Annotated in this window: 13 protein-coding genes; 8 read left to right on the forward strand and 5 right to left on the reverse strand. The window is 67.2% G+C overall.

The genetic code is table 11. The features are described from left to right. The 4 genes from H0523_RS04955 to coq7 form a co-directional block, all read right to left on the reverse strand. Window positions 1-1026 carry an SDR family oxidoreductase gene (locus tag H0523_RS04955; protein WP_054428983.1) on the reverse strand — a complete coding sequence of 342 codons (1026 nt, stop codon included), beginning with the start codon at window positions 1024-1026 and terminating at the stop codon, window positions 1-3. A 12-nt stretch (window positions 1027-1038) separates the two neighbouring features. Continuing rightward, window positions 1039-2316 (reverse strand): Vi polysaccharide biosynthesis UDP-N-acetylglucosamine C-6 dehydrogenase TviB, encoded by a 1278-nt coding sequence (gene tviB / locus H0523_RS04960; protein WP_082380456.1) that lies wholly within the window; start codon window positions 2314-2316, stop codon window positions 1039-1041. Between the two features lie 96 nt (window positions 2317-2412). Continuing rightward, window positions 2413-3516 (reverse strand): MraY family glycosyltransferase, encoded by a 1104-nt coding sequence (locus tag H0523_RS04965; protein WP_006391403.1) that lies wholly within the window; start codon window positions 3514-3516, stop codon window positions 2413-2415. Between the two features lie 847 nt (window positions 3517-4363). Beyond that, a complete protein-coding gene (gene coq7 / locus H0523_RS04970) occupies window positions 4364-5041 on the reverse strand; it encodes a 2-polyprenyl-3-methyl-6-methoxy-1,4-benzoquinone monooxygenase (protein ID WP_054428984.1) in 678 nt (225 codons plus the stop codon). A 114-nt stretch (window positions 5042-5155) separates the two neighbouring features. On the opposite strand from coq7, the gene H0523_RS04975 reads away from it, so the two are divergent. The 4 genes from H0523_RS04975 (at window position 5156) to H0523_RS04990 (ending at window position 9646) form a co-directional block, all read left to right on the forward strand. Next, the gene (locus H0523_RS04975; RefSeq protein WP_006391405.1) at window positions 5156-5599 is read left to right on the forward strand and encodes an OsmC family protein; all 444 of its coding nucleotides are present in this window, start codon (window positions 5156-5158) and stop codon (window positions 5597-5599) included. Between the two features lie 47 nt (window positions 5600-5646). Further along, window positions 5647-6618 carry a thymidylate synthase gene (locus H0523_RS04980; RefSeq protein WP_054428985.1) on the forward strand — a complete coding sequence of 324 codons (972 nt, stop codon included), beginning with the start codon at window positions 5647-5649 and terminating at the stop codon, window positions 6616-6618. Window positions 6619-7016: 398 nt separating this feature from the next. Further along, on the forward strand, window positions 7017-9080 hold the full coding sequence (locus tag H0523_RS04985; protein WP_054428986.1) for a putative bifunctional diguanylate cyclase/phosphodiesterase: 2064 nt from the start codon (window positions 7017-7019) through the stop codon (window positions 9078-9080). An 80-nt stretch (window positions 9081-9160) separates the two neighbouring features. Continuing rightward, complete coding sequence (locus tag H0523_RS04990; RefSeq protein WP_054428987.1) at window positions 9161-9646, forward strand: dihydrofolate reductase; 486 nt, start codon at window positions 9161-9163, stop codon at window positions 9644-9646. 72 nt (window positions 9647-9718) lie between these two features. Here H0523_RS04990 and H0523_RS04995 read toward each other — a convergent pair whose 3' ends face one another. Next, the gene (locus H0523_RS04995; RefSeq protein WP_054428988.1) at window positions 9719-11137 is read right to left on the reverse strand and encodes an aminotransferase-like domain-containing protein; all 1419 of its coding nucleotides are present in this window, start codon (window positions 11135-11137) and stop codon (window positions 9719-9721) included. 172 nt (window positions 11138-11309) lie between these two features. On the opposite strand from H0523_RS04995, the gene aptA reads away from it, so the two are divergent. From aptA to H0523_RS05015, 4 genes are all read left to right on the forward strand, one after another. Beyond that, on the forward strand, window positions 11310-12635 hold the full coding sequence (aptA, locus tag H0523_RS05000; protein WP_054428989.1) for an omega-aminotransferase AptA: 1326 nt from the start codon (window positions 11310-11312) through the stop codon (window positions 12633-12635). Between the two features lie 96 nt (window positions 12636-12731). After that, on the forward strand, window positions 12732-14228 hold the full coding sequence (locus H0523_RS05005; RefSeq protein WP_054428990.1) for a CoA-acylating methylmalonate-semialdehyde dehydrogenase: 1497 nt from the start codon (window positions 12732-12734) through the stop codon (window positions 14226-14228). 78 nt (window positions 14229-14306) lie between these two features. Continuing rightward, the gene (locus tag H0523_RS05010) at window positions 14307-15812 is read left to right on the forward strand and encodes a M81 family metallopeptidase (protein WP_054428991.1); all 1506 of its coding nucleotides are present in this window, start codon (window positions 14307-14309) and stop codon (window positions 15810-15812) included. Between the two features lie 83 nt (window positions 15813-15895). Further along, the gene (locus H0523_RS05015) at window positions 15896-17461 is read left to right on the forward strand and encodes an ABC transporter substrate-binding protein (protein WP_054428992.1); all 1566 of its coding nucleotides are present in this window, start codon (window positions 15896-15898) and stop codon (window positions 17459-17461) included. Window positions 17462-17483 lie beyond the last annotated feature (22 nt).

Here is a 17483-nt window from a genome sequence, read left to right on the forward strand (position 1 = left end):
TCAACGCAGGAATTGCGTGTACCAGGGCATCGCCACTTCCAGGCCCTGCAGCACGGTATGCGTGGGCTGGTAGCCCAGCAGGCGGCCGGCCTTGCTGACGTCCGCCTGCGAATGGCGCACATCGCCCGCGCGGAAATCGGCGTAGACCGGCTGCTTGCCGTACTTCACGCCCTGGTTGCCCAGCGCCTGCACCAGGAAACCGAACAGCTGGTTCAAGGTGCTGCGGCCGCTGACGGCCACGTTGTAGACCTGGTTGCGGCCTTCGGCCGGCGCCGTCGCGGCCAGGATATTGGCCTGCACCGCGTTGTCGACGAAGCAGAAGTCGCGGCTGGTCTCGCCGTCGCCGTTGATGGTGACGTCTTCGCCCTGGATCATCGCGGCGGTCCACTTGGGGATGACCGCGGCGTAGGCGCCGTTGGGATCCTGACGCTTGCCGAACACGTTGAAGTAACGCAGGCCTACGGTCTCGAAGCCGTAGGAACGCGCGAACACGTCGGCGTACAGCTCGTTGACGAACTTGGTGACGGCGTAGGGAGACAGCGGCTTGCCGATGTTTTCCTCGACCTTGGGCAGGGCCGGATGGTCGCCGTAGGTCGAGCTGGAGGCCGCGTACACGAACGACTTCACGCCGGCGTCACGCGCCGCCACCAGCATGTTCAGGAAACCGCCGATGTTCACCTCGTTGGTGGTGATCGGGTCTTTCAGCGAACGCGGCACCGAACCCAGCGCCGCCTGGTGCAGCACGAAGTCCACGCCCTGAACCGCGCGGCGGCAAGCCTCGAGGTCGCGGATATCACCCTCGATGAAGGTCAGCCGCGCCCATTGCTCGGGCGTGACGGAGGCCTGCACCTCGTCCAGGTTACGCTGGTGGCCGGTGGCGAAGTTGTCCAGGCCGGTGACGGTCTGGTTCAGCTTCAGCAGGGTCTCCAGCAGATTGGAGCCGATGAAGCCGGCGCAGCCGGTCACCAGCCACTTGCGCGGCGTGGCGGCGAGTTCCTGAGTGACGGATTCAAAGCGTGTGGTCATGCGACGTCCTCCTTACAGGCGCAGATCGGATTCGGCGGGCGACAACACGTACTTCAGGTCATAAAGAATGTGTTCCGGCTTGCCCAGCTTGCGGATGCCTTCGGCGCCCAGATCCTTGAACTGGTGGTGCGCCACCGCCAGGATCACGGCGTCGTACTTGCCCTCGTCGGGCTTGGCGACCGGCGTGATGCCATATTCGTGCACGGCTTCCTCGGCCTCGACCCACGGGTCGTACACGTCGACGTCGACGTTGTAATCGCCCAGTTCCTTGACGATGTCGACGATGCGGGTGTTGCGCAGGTCGGGGCAGTTTTCCTTGAAGGTCAGGCCCATCACCAGCACGCGCGCGCCCTGCACGTGGATGCGGCGCTTGGTCATGGCCTTGACCAACTGCGACACCACGTAGCCGCCCATCGAATCGTTCAGGCGGCGGCCCGCCAGGATGATCTCGGGGTGGTAGCCGATCGACTGCGCCTTGTGCGTCAGGTAGTACGGGTCCACGCCGATGCAGTGGCCGCCCACCAGGCCCGGACGGAACGGCAGGAAGTTCCACTTGGTGCCGGCGGCCTGCAGCACGGCTTCGGTGTCGATGCCCATCTTGTTGAAGATCAGCGCCAGCTCGTTGATCAGCGCGATGTTGACGTCGCGCTGGGTGTTCTCGATCACCTTGGCGGCCTCGGCCACGCGGATGCTGGAAGCCTTGTGGGTGCCGGCGGTGATGATCTGCTTGTACAGCTGGTCCACCAGCTCGGCCACTTCGGGCGTCGAGCCCGAGGTGACCTTCTTGATGGTGCTGACGCGGTGTTCCTTGTCGCCCGGGTTGATGCGCTCGGGGCTGTAGCCGGCGTAGAAGTCGACATTGAACTTCAGGCCCGACACGCGTTCCAGCACCGGCACGCAGTCTTCCTCGGTGGCGCCGGGATAGACGGTCGATTCGTAGATGACGATGTCGCCGCGCTTGAGCACCGAGCCGATGGTCTCGCTGGCCTTGACCAGCGGGGTCAGGTCGGGCTGCTTGTACTCGTCGATCGGCGTGGGCACGGTGACGATGAACACATTGGCCTGGCCGAGTTCGGCGCGGTCGGCGGTGTAGGACAGTTGCTTGGCTTCAGCCAGTTCGATGTCGCTGACTTCCAGCGTGTGGTCGTGACCGGCCTTCAGGGCGTCGATCCGGCGCGTGTTGATATCGAAGCCGATGACCGAGCGCTTCTTGCCGAATTCCACTGCCAGCGGCAGGCCGACATAGCCCAGGCCGACGACCGCGAGTTTCACATCCTGAATACGCAACATAACTCTCCCTCACCGTAAAACGATTACGGCATTTTAAATATGGTCGGGGTGATGGATAACCGGGCCCCCGGCGGCAATCACCGGGGCGCCCAACACTTAATCGGCTCGCAGGACGGAGGGCAACAGCAGCCACCCCGGACGGCGCCACGACACCAGTCGCGCATACAGCCAGATATAGACGCTGGCGAACACCACCAGGCTGGCGCTGAGCGCCCAGGCGTTGTCCCACCAGATGGTGGCGGGCACCAGGCCGATCAGGGCCAGCACCCACATGTAGGGCGATGCCAGGGCATTGCACAGCGCCGGCACCGCATGGCGGCGGCCGCGGCTGAAGGTCACGCGCACCAGGCGGCGGAACACCAGCTGATGCAGGTGCAAGGCATCCGGCTGGTCCACCGGCACGCCGCGCTTGAAGCGGCGGCGCCAGATGGAAAAGCCGGTTTCGAATACGGGGTAGAACAGCACCGCCAGCGCGTAGAACGGCGACACCGACGGGTTGCGCACCACCAGCAGCACGGCCAGCTCGGCCAGCATGAAACCCAGGAAGTACGCGCCGCCATCGCCCAGGAAGACGCGGCCGAACGGGAAATTCCAGACCAGGAAGCCGAGCGTGGCCGAAGCCAGCGCCGCCGCCACCAGGAAGATCGGCACATCGCCGACCTGCAGCGCGACCAGGCTGATGGACACCGCCATCAGCGTCGCGACCATGCCGGCCAGGCCGTTCATGCCGTCGACGATGTTCAGGGCATGGGTACAGCCACCCACCGCGAACATCGTGAAAATCAGGGAAACGGGCCAATAGGACAGGACATAATCCACCGGGGCCATGCCGACGCGGCTGACGCCGCCCAGCAGCCACCAGGCGATCGCGGCCGACGCGAACGCCGCCAGCAGGCGCTTGCTGGCGCCGATGTCCTTGGTGATGTCTTCGAGCAACCCGGCCACGAACACGGGCAGCGCCGACACGAACAGCGCGGGCCACAGCCAGGTCAGGGTCATGTTTTCGGGCCCGAGCACCAGCAGGCCCATGAGCGTGCCCGCCAGCACGGCCAGTCCGCCCACGCGAGGCGTGGCGCGCGAATGGTTCGCTTGCGGTTTGTTGAGATCGCTGTCGCCGGTGAAGGCGCCATGCCAGCGCTCCGACGCCACGATGAGTCCCCCCACCATGAACGCGACCACGCATATGTACAGCCAGGTCACAAGGTCACCTCTGGTTGGTCTATCGAGACAGGCCGGCCATTATCGGCGGCAGGTGTAACGCCCATATATGGGAGGGATAAGGAAGTGCAAATCACCGGGACAGAACGTAACGTCCGCAACCCCGGCCAGGACACGTGCGGGGACCCCCGTTTGGCGGGAGATGCTGCAACGCGGCCGGCGGCGCGCGGAAATGCGGATTTCATGCATTAATTGTAGAGCTTTCCGCCTCTGTCGATGCGAAATATCCAAGGGAAAACGCGGAGCGCGCCAAGGTAGGACCACGGCCCTTTCGCCCCTGTCTCGCCCGGCGCGAAAGACCGGACATCCGGCATAAATAGGGACGCATTGATTTGGCCTAAAAAAAAGCCCGAGATCGTGAGATCTCGGGCTAAATCCACCAAAGGAGGAGGGTGGAGGAGACAACCTTGGCATGCTGGGAGCCGCTTTCGCTCACTGCGCTGTCGGGGTTCTGTGGTGCTTGTCCTGCTTGGACTTTGCTTTTGAACCGCGCCGACTGCGTTTCAACATCCGATGAGATGCATAGTATCGGGTTTTTTTGTGCGATGCAAGATTTTTTTTAAGCCCAACGCACCGCACCATTCCGCGTTGCATTTTTGCCGCAATTCGCCTGACCGTCGCCCGGAAAGCCGCATGCAGCAATGACCTTCGAAAACGGAGGGTTATTGCCGAAGGGGTAAACCCCTTGCGGACTTACCCTAGCTGATTCCGGGTATTCCCGCCCTATTCCTTGCACCGGAAAGGTGCATGCGGCACCAATATGCTGCAATTTTTGCGCATTGCAACATTTTCATGCCCCACGGGCAGGCATGCCCGCAGGCCGGCCGCCTCAGATGCGGTAGGCGGTCGTCGTCATGACCTTGGACATCGCCCGCATGGCGGCCTTGACCGGACCGGGCAGCGGCACGCCGCCCGCGGCTTCGGCGCTGGCGCGGTGCTGGGCCTCGTCTTCCTTCATCTTCTGCACGATCTGGCGCGAGCGGGCATCCTGCTCGGGCAGGGTGCGCAGATGCCCTTCCAGGTGCGCCTCGACCTGTTTTTCGGTTTCGGCCATGAAGCCCAGGTTGCGCGGCGCGCCCGCATAACCGGCCAGCAGGCCCAGCGCGAACGAGCCCGCGTACCAGACCGGATTGAGCAGGCTGGGGCGGCTGCCCAGCTCGGTCAGGCGCTGGTTGCACCACACCAAGTGGTCGACTTCCTCGCCGGCGGCCTCGAGCAACAGGGCGCGCGGGCCGGGTTCGCGGCACACCGCGGCCTGCCCGCGGTACAGCGCCTGGGCGCAGACTTCGCCCACGTGGTTGACCCGCATCAGCCCGGCCGCGTGGCGCTTTTCCTGCGCCGACAAGGTGTCCGGCGCCTCTTCGGCCGTGGCCGGATTGGGCCGGCCGGCGCTGGCGCTGCCGGACAGCACGCGCAGCGCGCGGTCGGCTTCCGCCAACAGTGCATCCAGCGGATTCGAGCGGCGCAGGAAGGCGGCGGGACCGGATTGGGACAAGGTGGGGGACATGGACGGCTCCTGGATTGGCCGCACACCCCTGATGCGGGGCGGGGCTCTCAAGCGGAATTGTACGCAACGGGTATCATCAGCCATTGACTGCGCTCAAGCACAAGGACCTGACAAATGGAATGCACGATCGACTGGGGCGGCCCCAACGGCATGCTCTTCACCGCCAGCACCGGCAGCGGCCACGTGGCCGTGATGGACGGCGCGGTGGACGGCGGCGGCCACAACCTGGCGCCCCGCCCCATGGAAATGCTGCTGGCCGGCACCGGCGGCTGCACCGCCTATGACGTCGTGCTGATCCTCAAGCGCGGCCGCCATGCCGTGACCGGCTGCAGCGTCAAGCTGCAGGCCGACCGCGCCGATGTCGACCCCAAGGTGTTCACGCGTATCCACTTCGCCTTCACGGTCACCGGCCGCAACCTGCCGCGCGCCGCGGTCGAGCGCGCGGTGCAGCTGTCGCATGAGAAATACTGCTCGGCGTCCGCCATGCTCGAAAAGACCGCCGAACTGACCTTCTCGGTGGATATCGTCGACACCCAGGAAGCCCCCGCGGCGGCCTGACGCGGCCCGCCGCGCACGCCACCTCAGCCTTTTCAGATTCTGTACCCATGAAACAATACCTGGACCTCGTTCAATCCATCCTGGACACCGGCGCGTGGCAGGAAAATCGGACGGGAATACGCACGCTGAGCATGCCGGGCGCCTCGCTGCGCTTCGACCTGCAGCAGGGCTTTCCGGCCGTGACCACCAAGAAGCTGGCCTTCAAGTCGGCCATCGGCGAGATGGTCGGCTTCCTGCGCGGCGTGCGCAGCGCGGCGCAATTCCGCGAACTGGGTTGCAAGGTCTGGGACCAGAACGCCAACGAGAACGCCCAGTGGCTGGCCAACCCCTACCGCGAGGGCCCGGACGACCTGGGCCCGGTCTACGGCGTGCAGTGGCGCCAGTGGCCGGCGTACAAGGTGCTGGACGCCGACCGCGCCGGCCAGGTCGATGACGCCCTGGCGCGCGGCTACACCAAGGTGGCCGATCTGCAGGACGGCGGCGTGTCCAAGGTGCTGCTCTATAAAGCGGTCGACCAGTTGCGCCAGTGCCTGGATACCATCCACGAGCGTCCGGGCGACCGCCGCATCCTGTTCCACGGCTGGAACTGGGCGCAGATCGAGGAAATGGCGCTGCCGCCCTGCCACCTGCTCTATCAGTTCCTGCCGAATGCGACCACCCGCGAGATCTCGCTGTGCCTGTACATCCGGTCCAACGATGTCGGGCTGGGCACGCCGTTCAACCTGACCGAGGGCGCGGCGCTGCTGCACCTGGTGGGCCGGCTGACCGGTTACACGCCGCGCTGGTTCACCTACTTCATCGGCGACGCGCATATCTACGAGAATCACCTGCCGATGCTGCGCGAGCAACTGACCCGCACGCCGCACGCGGCGCCGCGGCTGGTGCTGTCCGACCGCATTCCCGATTTCGCCCAGACCGGCCGCTACGAGCCGGAATGGCTGGAAAAGGTCGAGCCGGGCGATTTCTCGCTGGAGGGCTACACTCACCACGCCCCGCTGACGGCGCCCATGGCGGTCTGAGGCCGGCGAGCGGCATTGCACACCGGCCACGGGCCGGCCGCCCAGGCGCCGGGAGCGCCCCTCTCGCGCAGGTGAAGATTGGTGAGCTTCTGGAGGCGCGTTTTCGGTATAACCCATCCCTTAGCCTCGGACGCGCGGCCATCAAGCCCTGCGCGCCTTGGTTTCTGAACGGCCCATGTCGCGCCGTGCCTGCCACTCGCCGCGTAGCCGGGCAAGCCGCCCGACCTCGCCGACCGCCTGCAGTGCAGCGCCGCACCCCCCATCCAGACTAGTGAGTACGTAAATCGCCAGCGTCGACAGCAGGATCCTCTTGCGGCTCGTTTGCAACTGTTGACTACTAATTGATTTGAATTGAGGCCGGCGCGGCGGCTGTATGCGCTCAGGACAGGACCCCAAAAATGCTCGTTGGAACATATAACCCTTCGCTCGTCCTCGTATCCCTAGGGGTCGCCATCCTGGCGTCATACACGGCGCTGGGTATGGCCAACCGCGTCAGGGCGGCGAACGGACTGCCGGCGGCGCGTTACTGGCTGGCCGGCGGCGCGCTCGCCATGGGCATCGGCATCTGGTCCATGCACTTCGTCGGCATGCTGGCGTTCAACCTGCCCATCCCGATGGGCTACGACCTGCCGCTGACGCTGCTGTCGCTGGCCATCGCCATCGGCTGCTCCGCCTTCGCGCTGTGGATCGTCTGCAAGGACGACCTGCCCTGGCGCCGGCTGATCATGGGCGCCCTGCTGATGGGCGCGGGCATCGCCGCCATGCACTATATCGGCATGGCCGCCATGCGGATGATGCCGGGCATCATCTATGACCCGACCTGGTTCGCGCTGTCCATCGCCATCGCGGTGGCGGCCTCGGGCGCCGCCCTCTGGATCACCTACCGCCTGCGCCACGACGGCCCGCGGGTGGCGCTGTCGCGGCCGCTGGCGGCCGTGGTGATGGGGCTGGCGATCGTCGGCATGCACTACACGGGCATGAAGGCCGCCGGCTTCCCCGCCGACAGCATCTGCATGGCGGCGAACACCGGCATCTCGGCCGGCTGGCTGGCCATCGCCGTCACCGCCGTGACCCTGAGCGTGCTGGCCATCGCGTTGGTGGTGGCGGTGCTGGACAACCGCCTGGAAGCCCGCACCTCGGCGTTGGCCTCGTCGCTGGCCGAGGCCAACGAGGAACTGGTGCAGCTGGCGCTGCATGACACCCTGACCAAGCTGCCCAACCGCATCCTGCTGGAAGACCGGCTGGAGCAGGCGATCGAGAGCGCCAGCCGCCGCAAGGGCTATTTCGCGGTGCTGTTCTTCGACCTGGACGGTTTCAAGGCGGTCAACGACGCCTACGGCCACCATACCGGCGACGCCCTGCTGATCGACCTGGCCCAGCGCATCCGCCAGACGCTGCGCACCCACGACACCGTGGCGCGGCTCGGCGGCGACGAATTCATCGTGCTCAGCGAAGTGGTGGAACCGACCGACGCCGCCAACGTGGCGGACCGCCTGATCGAGGCGATCGCCCGCCCCGTCATGGTGTACGGCCACGAAGTGCTGGTGACCTCCAGCGTCGGCATCGCCATCTACCCCAACGACGGCGAGGACACCCACGCCCTGCTGACCAACGCCGACGCCGCGATGTACCACGCCAAGCGCCTGGGCGGCACCGGCTACAGCTTCTTCGAGCCGTCGATGAACGCCGACGCGCACGAGCAGATCGAGTTGCTGCACGACCTGCGCCTGGCGCAGGAGCGCGACCAGTTCGTGCTGCACTACCAGCCCAAGTACGAAGCGCCCGCCGGCCCCATCATGGGCGCCGAGGCGCTGCTGCGCTGGAACCACCCGACCCGCGGCCTGGTGGGCCCCGACCAGTTCATTCCGACGGCGGAAAAGACCGGACTGATCCTGTCGATCGGCGAATGGGTCATCAACGAGGCCTGCCGCCAGATGCGCGAGTGGATCAACGCCGGACAGGGCCACTGGACCATCGCCGTCAACATCTCGGCGCTGCAGTTCGCCCATTCCGGCCTGGTCGAGACCGTGCGCAGCGCGCTGGCGCGCCACGACGTGCCGCCCGCCTGCCTGACGCTGGAAGTGACCGAATCGACCGCGATGCGCGACGCCGAGGCCAGCCTGACGGTGCTCAAGCGCCTGTCGGGACTGGGGGTGACCATCTCGATCGACGATTTCGGCACCGGCTACTCCAGCCTGCTGTACCTGAAGCGCCTGCCCGCGACCGAGCTGAAGATCGACCGCGGCTTCGTCAACCAGCTGGACAACGACAACGAGGACGCCGCCATCATCTCGGCGATCGTCGCGCTGGCGCAGCAGTTGAACCTGCGCATCGTGGCCGAGGGCGTGGAAACCACCGCGCAGCAGAAATTCCTGACCGGCCTGGGCTGCGATTCGCTGCAGGGCTTCCTGCTGGGCAAGCCGATGCCGGCCGACGAATTCCTGGAACACGCCTCCAGCTGAAACGGCGCCGGCCAGATTTGCTACGCTTGGGGTCTTTCCGCCGGCCATGCCGGCTCCCCTTGCCTGAGCGCCCCGCCCGCATGTCCGCCCGCCTGACCCTGATCGTCGCCTATTCCACCAACCGCGCCATCGGCCGCGACAACGCCCTGCCCTGGAAACTGCCGGGCGACCTGGCGCACTTCAAGCGCAGCACCCTGGGCCATCCCATCGTCATGGGCCGCAAGACCTGGGACTCGCTGGGCCGCCCCCTGCCCGGCCGCGCCAATATCGTCATCAGCCGCAACCCCGCCTTCGAGGCCGCGGGCGCCACCGTGGTGCCGACGCTGGAGGCCGCCATCGCCGCCTGCGGCGACAGCGCCGAAGCCTTCGTCATCGGCGGCGCGCAGATCTACACGCAGGCCCTGGCGCTGGCCAGCCGCATCCTGGCCACCGAAGTCCATGCCGAAGTCGAGGGCGACGCCTTCTTCCCGCTGCTGCCCGGCTTCCAGTGGCGCGAAACCGCGCGCGAGGCGCAGCCCGAGGAAAACGGCTACCGCTACGACTTCGTGACGTACGAACGCGCCTGAACCCCACCCTGGCGATGACGGCGGCCGGGTTGCCGCCGCTCCCGGCCGCGCCGGGACGTCCCGCCGGAACGACTACGCCGCGCCCTCGTTGCGCATGAAGCGCCACAACGCCGGGGCTTCCGAATACGCCACGTTGAAACGCACCCACGGCGTATCGGCCTCGTCGGCCTCGAAGTACGACCCCGGCGCCAGCCAGATGCCATCCTTCAGCGCCAGCCCGGCCAGGCCGTTGGCGCCGCGCGCGCGCCACTGGCCGGCCACCTTGGCCCAAAGGAACAGGCCCGCCTGCGGCCGCGCATAGATCTCGAACCCATGCTGCGCCATCAGCCCCGCCACCGTCGCGTGGGCCTGGGCCAGCCGTTCGCGGGTGCGTTCGATGTGCGCCCGATAGCGGCCTTCGCGGATGACCTGGTGCACGATGCGCTCCATGATCTCCGGCGAGGTCAGGCCCACCGCCATCTTGGTGCGGGCGATGTCGCGCGCCAGGTCGCGGTGCGCCACCACGTAGCCCACCCGCACCGAGGGACTGATGACCTTGGAATAGCCGCCCAGGTAGACCACCCGGCGGCCGCCATCGAGCGCCGCCAGCATGGGCGTGACGCCGGGCGCCAGTTCGCGCGAGATGTCGTCCTCGACCACCCACAGCCCGTGGCGCTCGGCCAGTTGCAGGATACGGAAGGCGTTGGCCATGCTGATGCTGGCGCCCGACGGGTTCTGCAGGGCGGTGTTGACGAACAGCGCGCGCGGCCGGTGCTGCGACGCGGCCTGCTCCAGCGCCTCGCAATCCAGCCCGTCCAGCGTGCGCGCCACCGGCACCACCCGCAGCCCGGCCAGGCGCAGCATCTGCAGCAGGTTGGCGTAGGCCGGCTGCTCGACCAGCACGGTATCGCCCGGACGCAGCAGCGTGCGGATCACCATGTCGAGCCCGTGCGTCACGCCCTGGGTCAGCAGCACCTGCGACACCTCCACTTCCATGCCCTGGGCGCTGAGCGTGGCGGCGATGGTCTCGCGCAGCGGCGCGTAACCATAGGGATGGCCGTAGTTGGCGATGCGCATGGCCGGCACCCGGCCCATGTGGCGCAGCGCCATGTGCAGCCCTTCTTCATTGAGCCATTCGCCCGGCAGCCAGCCGCAGCCCGACTTGATGGGGATGGAGTGGTCCGCGAAGATGTCCGACAGCAGCCAGGCGGCGTTCAGCCGCGGCGGCTCCCAGGACTGCGGCTCGCCCCGGCGCGGCGGCGCGTCGGGCGAGGCCACGCGGTAGCCGGCGCCCGGGCGCGCGGCCAGCCAGCCCAGCGAAACCAGGCGGCTGTAGGCGCTGGCCACGGTAAAGGTGCTGACCTGGTGCTGGCGCGCGAAGTCGCGCACCGAGGGTAGGGACATACCCGGACGCAGCTCCTGCGCCTCGATGGCGCGCAACACGGCCGCCACCACCTGGTCCACCAGGGTCGGCGCCTGGCCGCGGGCACGCACGGGCTTGAAGTCGATCACGGCGCTACGCTAACTGTACAGTTGTCATGCTTGCAACTATACAGTTAGCCCGGTTTGCGCGGATTGTATATTTTCATTCCTCGCCGGACGTACCAGAATCAATCGCATCCCGCCGGCCGCCCGCCCGACACGCGCGCAGGGCTCCGGCGTCTGTCCTACCCCTGGAGCCGCCATGAACGCCCCCGCCGAGTTGCCCGACCTGTCCCATCTCTGGATGCCCTTCACCGCCAACAAGCAGTTCAAGGCGCATCCCCGCATGCTGGCGTCGGCCAAGGGCATGTACTACACCTCGGCCGACGGCCGCCAGGTGCTGGACGGCACCGCCGGCCTGTGGTGCGTGAACGCCGGCCACGGCCGCCAGGAGATCGTCGAGGCGATCTCGCGCCAGGCCGGCATCATGGACTACGCCCCCGGCTTCCAGCTCGGCCATCCGCTGGCCTTCGAGGCCGCCACCGCGGTCGCCAGCTTCATGCCGCAGGGCCTGGACCGCGTGTTCTTCACCAACTCGGGTTCGGAGTCGGTCGACACCGCCCTGAAGATCGCCCTGGCCTACCACCGCGCCCGCGGCGAAGGCCAACGCACCCGCCTGATCGGCCGCGAGCGCGGCTACCACGGCGTGGGCTTCGGCGGCATCTCGGTCGGCGGCATCTCGACCAACCGCAAGACCTTCTCCGGCGCGCTGCTGCCCGCCGTCGACCACCTGCCCCACACCCACAACCTGGAGCAGAACGCCTATTCCAAGGGCCAGCCGGCCTGGGGCGCGCAACTGGCCGATGAACTCGAACGCATCGTCGCGCTGCACGACGCCTCGACCATTGCGGCGGTGATCGTCGAACCGATGGCCGGCTCGACCGGCGTGCTGATCCCGCCCAAGGGCTACCTGGAAAAGCTGCGCGAGATCACCTCCAAGCACGGCATCCTGCTGATCTTCGACGAAGTCATCACCGCCTACGGCCGCCTCGGCGCGGCCACCGCGTCGGAATTCTTCGGCGTGACGCCGGACCTGATCGCGATGGCCAAGGGCGTCAGCAACGCCGCCGTGCCCGCGGGCGCGGTCGCGGTGCGCCGCGAAGTGCATGACGCCATCGTCAACGGCCCGGCCGGCGGCATCGAATTCTTCCATGGCTACACCTATTCGGCCCACCCGCTGGCGGCCGCCGCCATCCTGGCGACGCTGGACATCTACCGCCGCGAAGACCTGTTCGGCCGCGCCCGCAAGCTGTCCGGCGCCTTCGAGCAGGCGGCCCACAGCCTGAAGGGCGCGCCGCACGTGATCGACGTGCGCAACCTGGGCCTGGTGGCCGGCGTCGAGCTGGCGCCGCGCGCCGGCGCGCCGGGCGCGCGCGCCGCCGAAGTGTTCCAGAAGTGCTTCGACAGCGGCCTGATGGTGCGCTACACCGGCGACATCATCGCCGTCTCGCCCCCGCTGATCATCGACGAGGCCCAGATCGGCCAGATCTTCGAGCAGATCGGCAAGGTGCTCAAGGAAGTCGCGTAACTCCCGCGCGGCGCAGGCGCCGCGCATCGCACGCAATGGCGGGCGGCCCCGGGCCGCCCTCCGGCATTTTCAAAGAACCCCGCTCCGAGCTTTCCCATGAAGAAGAACCTCTCCCACTACATCAACGGCCAGCCCTACGATGGCCGCAGCAACCGTTACGCCGACGGTTTCAATCCGGCCACGGGCGAGATCATCACGTCCGTGCCGCTGGCCTCCACCGATGAGGTGGCGCTGGCCGTGGCCTCGGCCAAGGCCGCCTTTCCGGCCTGGTCCGAAACGCCCGCGCTCAAGCGCGCCCGCGTGCTGTTCAACTTCAAGGCGCTGCTGGACAAGCACCAGGACGAACTGGCCGAGCTGATCACGCGCGAGCACGGCAAGGTGTTCTCGGACGCCAAGGGCGAAGTGATGCGCGGCATCGAGATCGTCGAATTCGCCTGCGGCATTCCGCATCTGTTCAAGGGCCAGTATTCCGACCAGATCGGCGGCGGCATCGACAACTGGAGCATGCGCCAGGCCCTGGGCGTGGTGGCCGGCATCACGCCGTTCAACTTCCCGATGATGGTGCCGTGCTGGATGTTCCCGGTGGCCATCGCCTGCGGCAACACCTTCGTGCTCAAGCCGTCCGAGCGCGATCCCTCGGCCTCGCTGCGCCTGGCCGAGCTGCTGACCGAAGCCGGCCTGCCGCCGGGCGTGTTCAACGTGGTGCACGGCGACAAGCAGGCCGTGGACGCGCTGATCGCGCACCCCGACGTCGAGGCCCTGTCCTTCGTCGGCTCGACCCCGATCGCCGAATACATCTACGCCGAAGGCACGCGCCGCGGCAAGCGCGTGCAGGCCCTGGGCGGCGCCAAGAACCACCTGGTGGTGATGCCCGACGCCGACCTCGACCAGGTCACCGACGCGCTGATGGGCGCGGCCTACGGCTCGGCCGGCGAGCGCTGCATGGCAATCTCGGTGGCCGTGGCGGTGGGCGACGTGGCCGACAAGGTGATCGAACGCCTGGTCCCGCGCGTCAAGGCGCTGGTGGTCAAGGACGGCATGCAGGGCGATGCCGAAATGGGCCCGCTGGTCACCGCGCAGCACCGCAACAAGGTCATTGGCTACATCGAGGACGGCGTCGCCGCCGGCGCCGAGATGGTGGTCGACGGCCGCGGCCTGAAGGTGCCGGGCGCGGAAAAGGGCTTCTTCCTGGGCGGCACGCTGTTCGACAAGGTCAAGCCCACGATGAACATCTACCGCGAAGAGATCTTCGGACCGGTGCTGTGCGTGGTGCGCGTGCCCGACTTCGCCGCCGCGGTCGAACTGATCAACGCCCATGAATTCGGCAACGGCGTGGCCTGCTTCACGTCCGACGGCGGCGTGGCGCGCGCCTTCGCCCGCCAGATCAAGGTGGGCATGGTCGGCATCAACGTGCCGATTCCGGTGCCGATGGCCTGGCACTCGTTCGGCGGCTGGAAGCGCTCGCTGTTCGGCGATCACCACGCCTACGGCGAGGAAGGCATCCGCTTCTACTCGCGCTACAAGAGCGTGATGCAGCGCTGGCCGGACAGCATCGCCAAGGGCGCGGAATTCACCATGCCGGTGGCCAAGTAATCATGTAGACGCTCTCACCGCCCCGAGCCGCAAAGCGGCCGGGGTTTTGCCGAAAGACACACAACAAGGGGAATCCTGATGCGCATCGGGATCGGCGGCTTTCAGCATGAAACCAATACCTTCGCGCCTTCGCGCGCGGCCTGGGAAGACTTCGCCGACAAGGGCGGCGGCTGGCCAAGACTGGTCAGCGGCCCGGCGATGTTCCAGGCCGTGGCGGGGGCTAACATTCCCGTGGCCGGCTTTATCGAGGCCATGCGGCAGCACACGCTGCTGCCGGCCACGTGGGCCGCGGCCAGCCCGTCCGGCCCGGTCACCGAGGATGCGTTCGAGCGCATCAGCGCGCTGATCCTGCAGGGCCTGAAGGCGGCCATGCCGCTGGACGGCGTGTACCTCGACCTGCACGGCGCCATGGTCACCGAGCACCTGGACGACGGCGAGGGCGAACTGCTCAAGCGCGTGCGCGCGCTGGTCGGCGCCGACGTGCCGGTGGTGGCCAGCCTCGACCTGCACGCCAACATGACACCGGCGATGGTGCGCTACGCCGATGCGCTGGTCTGCTATCGCACCTATCCGCATATCGACATGGCCGAGACCGGCCAGCGCGCCGCCGCGCTGCTGGCGCGGCGCCTGGCCGGCGCGCCGCGGCCCTGCGTGGCGCTGCGGCAACTGCCCTACCTGATTCCGCTGTGCTGGCAATCGACCGACATCGAACCGGCGCGCAGCCTGTACCGGATGGTGGGCGAGATCGAGGCGCGCGGCGCCCAGAGCGTGTCGCTGGCCACCGGTTTTCCGGCGGCGGATTTCCCCGATTGCCTGCCAGCGGTGTGGGCCTATGGCGCCACCCAGGCCGAGGCCGATGCGGCCGCCGACACGCTGGCGCGCGCGGTGCTCGATGCCGAACGCGACTTCGGCGGCACGCTCCACACACCGGATGACGCCGTCACCACCGCCTTGCGCCTGGCGCGCGAGGCCAATGCCCCGGTCGTCATCGCCGACGCGCAGGACAACCCCGGCGCGGGCGGCAGTTCGGACACCACCGGCCTGCTGCGGGCTTTGATCCGCCACCAGGTGCGCGACGCCGCCATCGGACTGATCGTCGATCCGGAAGCGGCGCTGGCCGCACATCGCGCAGGCGTTGGTAAAACGGTCCGCATTGCACTAGGTGGACATTCGGGTATTCCCGACGACGAACCGCTGGACGCGGAGTTCATCGTGGAGAAAACTTCGGATGGGCGCTTCGATACGCATGGCGCGTTCTACCGCGGCTTCCATATGGACCTGGGTCCCAGCGCCTGTCTGCGCATCGGCGGCGTGCGCATCGTGGTGGCGTCCAACAAGGTGCAGATGGCCGACCAGGAGATGTTCCGCTTCGCCGGCGTCGAGCCGCGCCGCGCGGCCATTCTGGCGGTGAAAAGCTCGGCGCATTTCCGCGCGGATTTCACGCCGATCGCGCACACGATCCTGGTTTGCGCCGCGCCCGGCTCGATGCTGATGGATGCGGCAAAACAACCATGGACACGGTTGCGTCCGGGCATCAGAATGGCGCCTTGCGGCCCGGTCTTTGCCGGCGCCGCAACCGATTGACCCTCGCACGCCGCGCCAAGGCGCGGCGCGTCAACGACGTAGCGGCAATCCGCGCCGCTCACTACGCATAAAAGGGGAATTTCATGCTCAAGTTCGTCCGCGCGGCCGCGTTCGCCGGCGCCACCCTGCTGATGGCCCATGGCGCCTACGCCGACACCGTCATCAAGGCGGTGATGCACTCGCCGCTGCGCCTGACCGATCCGCACGCCACCACCGCGTACATCACGACGTGGCACGGCTACATGATCTACGACACCTTGCTGGCCACCGACGCCGACAACAAGATCCAGCCGCAGATGCTGGACAAGTGGGATGTCTCGGCCGACGGCAAGACCTACACCATGACGCTGCGCCCGGGCCAGAAATGGCATGACGGCAAGCCCGTCACGGCCGAGGACTGCGTCGCGTCGATCAAGCGCTGGGCCGCGGGCGACGGCATGGGCCGCACGCTGCTGAAATTCACCGACAAGATCGAGGTCATCGACGACAACAGCTTCCGCATCGTCATGAAGGAACCCACGGACCTGGCGCTGCGCGCCCTGTCCAAGCCGACCGGCACCGCGCCGTTCATGATGCCCAAGCGCATCGCCGACCTGCCCATCGGCCAGCCGATCACCGACATGACCGGTTCGGGTCCGTTCAAGGTCATCGAGTTCAAGCCGGGCGTGAAGACCGTCTACGCCAAGAACGCCGACTACGTGCCGCGCAAAGAGCCCGCCAGCGGCCTGGCCGGCGGCAAGGTGGTGAACGTGGACAAGGTCGAATGGGACGTGATGCCCGACGCCCTGACCACCGCCAACGCGCTGCTGGGCGGCGAGATCGACTTCGTCGAGCAGTTCCCCTACGACCTGCTGCCGATGGTCGAGGGCAACAAGGACCTGAAGGAAGAGTCGCTCAGCCCGGTCGGCTACTTCACGATGTACCGCTTCAACTTCAAGTACCCGCCCTTCAACAACAAGAAGATCCGCCAGGCCGCGATGTACGCCATCGGCCAGGAAGACGTGATGAAGGCGCTGGTCGGCAATCCCAAGTACTGGAAGACCTGCGCCTCGCTGTGGGGCTGCGGCACGCCGCTGGAATCGGACATCGGCAAGGACGTGGTGGTGCCCTCGAACATCGAGAAGGCCAAGGCCCTGCTGAAGGAAGCCGGCTATGACAACACCCCGATCCTGGTGATGCACGCCACCGACGTCGGCACGCTGTCGGCGCAGCCGGTGGTGATGGCCCAGGCCCTGCGCAAGGCCGGCTTCAACGTCAACCTGGCGGCGATGGACTGGCAGAGCGTGGCCACCCGCCGCGCCTCGAAGGCGGCGCCGGCCGAAGGCGGCTGGAACATCCACAACACCAACTGGTACGCCACCGACGTGATGGACCCGGTGCGCTCGGCCCCGGCCGCGGCCAACGGCGACAACGCCTGGTTCGGCTGGCCCGACTTCCCGCAAGTCGAGGAACTGCGCACCAAGTTCGCGCTGACCTCCGATCCGGCCGAGCAGAAGAAGATCGCCGACGAGCTGCAGCGCATCGGCATCGACGAAGGCCTGTACGTGCCGCTGGGCCAGATGTCCGTGCCCACCGTCTACACGACCAAGCTCTCGGGCCTGGTGCACGCGCCGGTGTTCGCGTTCTGGAACGTCAAGAAAGCCCCTTGATGGGCAGGTAGTTCAGGGGGAA

Origin of the sequence: Achromobacter insuavis, from assembly GCF_902859645.1 — a bacterium.
In the GTDB taxonomy this organism is placed as follows: domain Bacteria; phylum Pseudomonadota; class Gammaproteobacteria; order Burkholderiales; family Burkholderiaceae_B; genus Achromobacter; species Achromobacter insuavis.

Bases quoted from the DNA above. Each gene is read 5' to 3' on its own strand.
- H0523_RS04955 (WP_054428983.1), bottom strand. From the start codon at position 1,026: ATGACCACACGCTTTGAATCCGTCACTCAGGAACTCGCCGCCACGCCG.
- tviB (WP_082380456.1), bottom strand. From the start codon at position 2,316: ATGTTGCGTATTCAGGATGTGAAACTCGCGGTCGTCGGCCTGGGCTAT.
- coq7 (WP_054428984.1), bottom strand. From the start codon at position 5,041: ATGTCCCCCACCTTGTCCCAATCCGGTCCCGCCGCCTTCCTGCGCCGC.
- H0523_RS04975 (WP_006391405.1), top strand. From the start codon at position 5,156: ATGGAATGCACGATCGACTGGGGCGGCCCCAACGGCATGCTCTTCACC.
- H0523_RS04980 (WP_054428985.1), top strand. From the start codon at position 5,647: ATGAAACAATACCTGGACCTCGTTCAATCCATCCTGGACACCGGCGCG.
- H0523_RS04985 (WP_054428986.1), top strand. From the start codon at position 7,017: ATGCTCGTTGGAACATATAACCCTTCGCTCGTCCTCGTATCCCTAGGG.
- H0523_RS04990 (WP_054428987.1), top strand. From the start codon at position 9,161: ATGTCCGCCCGCCTGACCCTGATCGTCGCCTATTCCACCAACCGCGCC.
- aptA (WP_054428989.1), top strand. From the start codon at position 11,310: ATGAACGCCCCCGCCGAGTTGCCCGACCTGTCCCATCTCTGGATGCCC.
- H0523_RS05005 (WP_054428990.1), top strand. From the start codon at position 12,732: ATGAAGAAGAACCTCTCCCACTACATCAACGGCCAGCCCTACGATGGC.
- H0523_RS05010 (WP_054428991.1), top strand. From the start codon at position 14,307: ATGCGCATCGGGATCGGCGGCTTTCAGCATGAAACCAATACCTTCGCG.
- H0523_RS05015 (WP_054428992.1), top strand. From the start codon at position 15,896: ATGCTCAAGTTCGTCCGCGCGGCCGCGTTCGCCGGCGCCACCCTGCTG.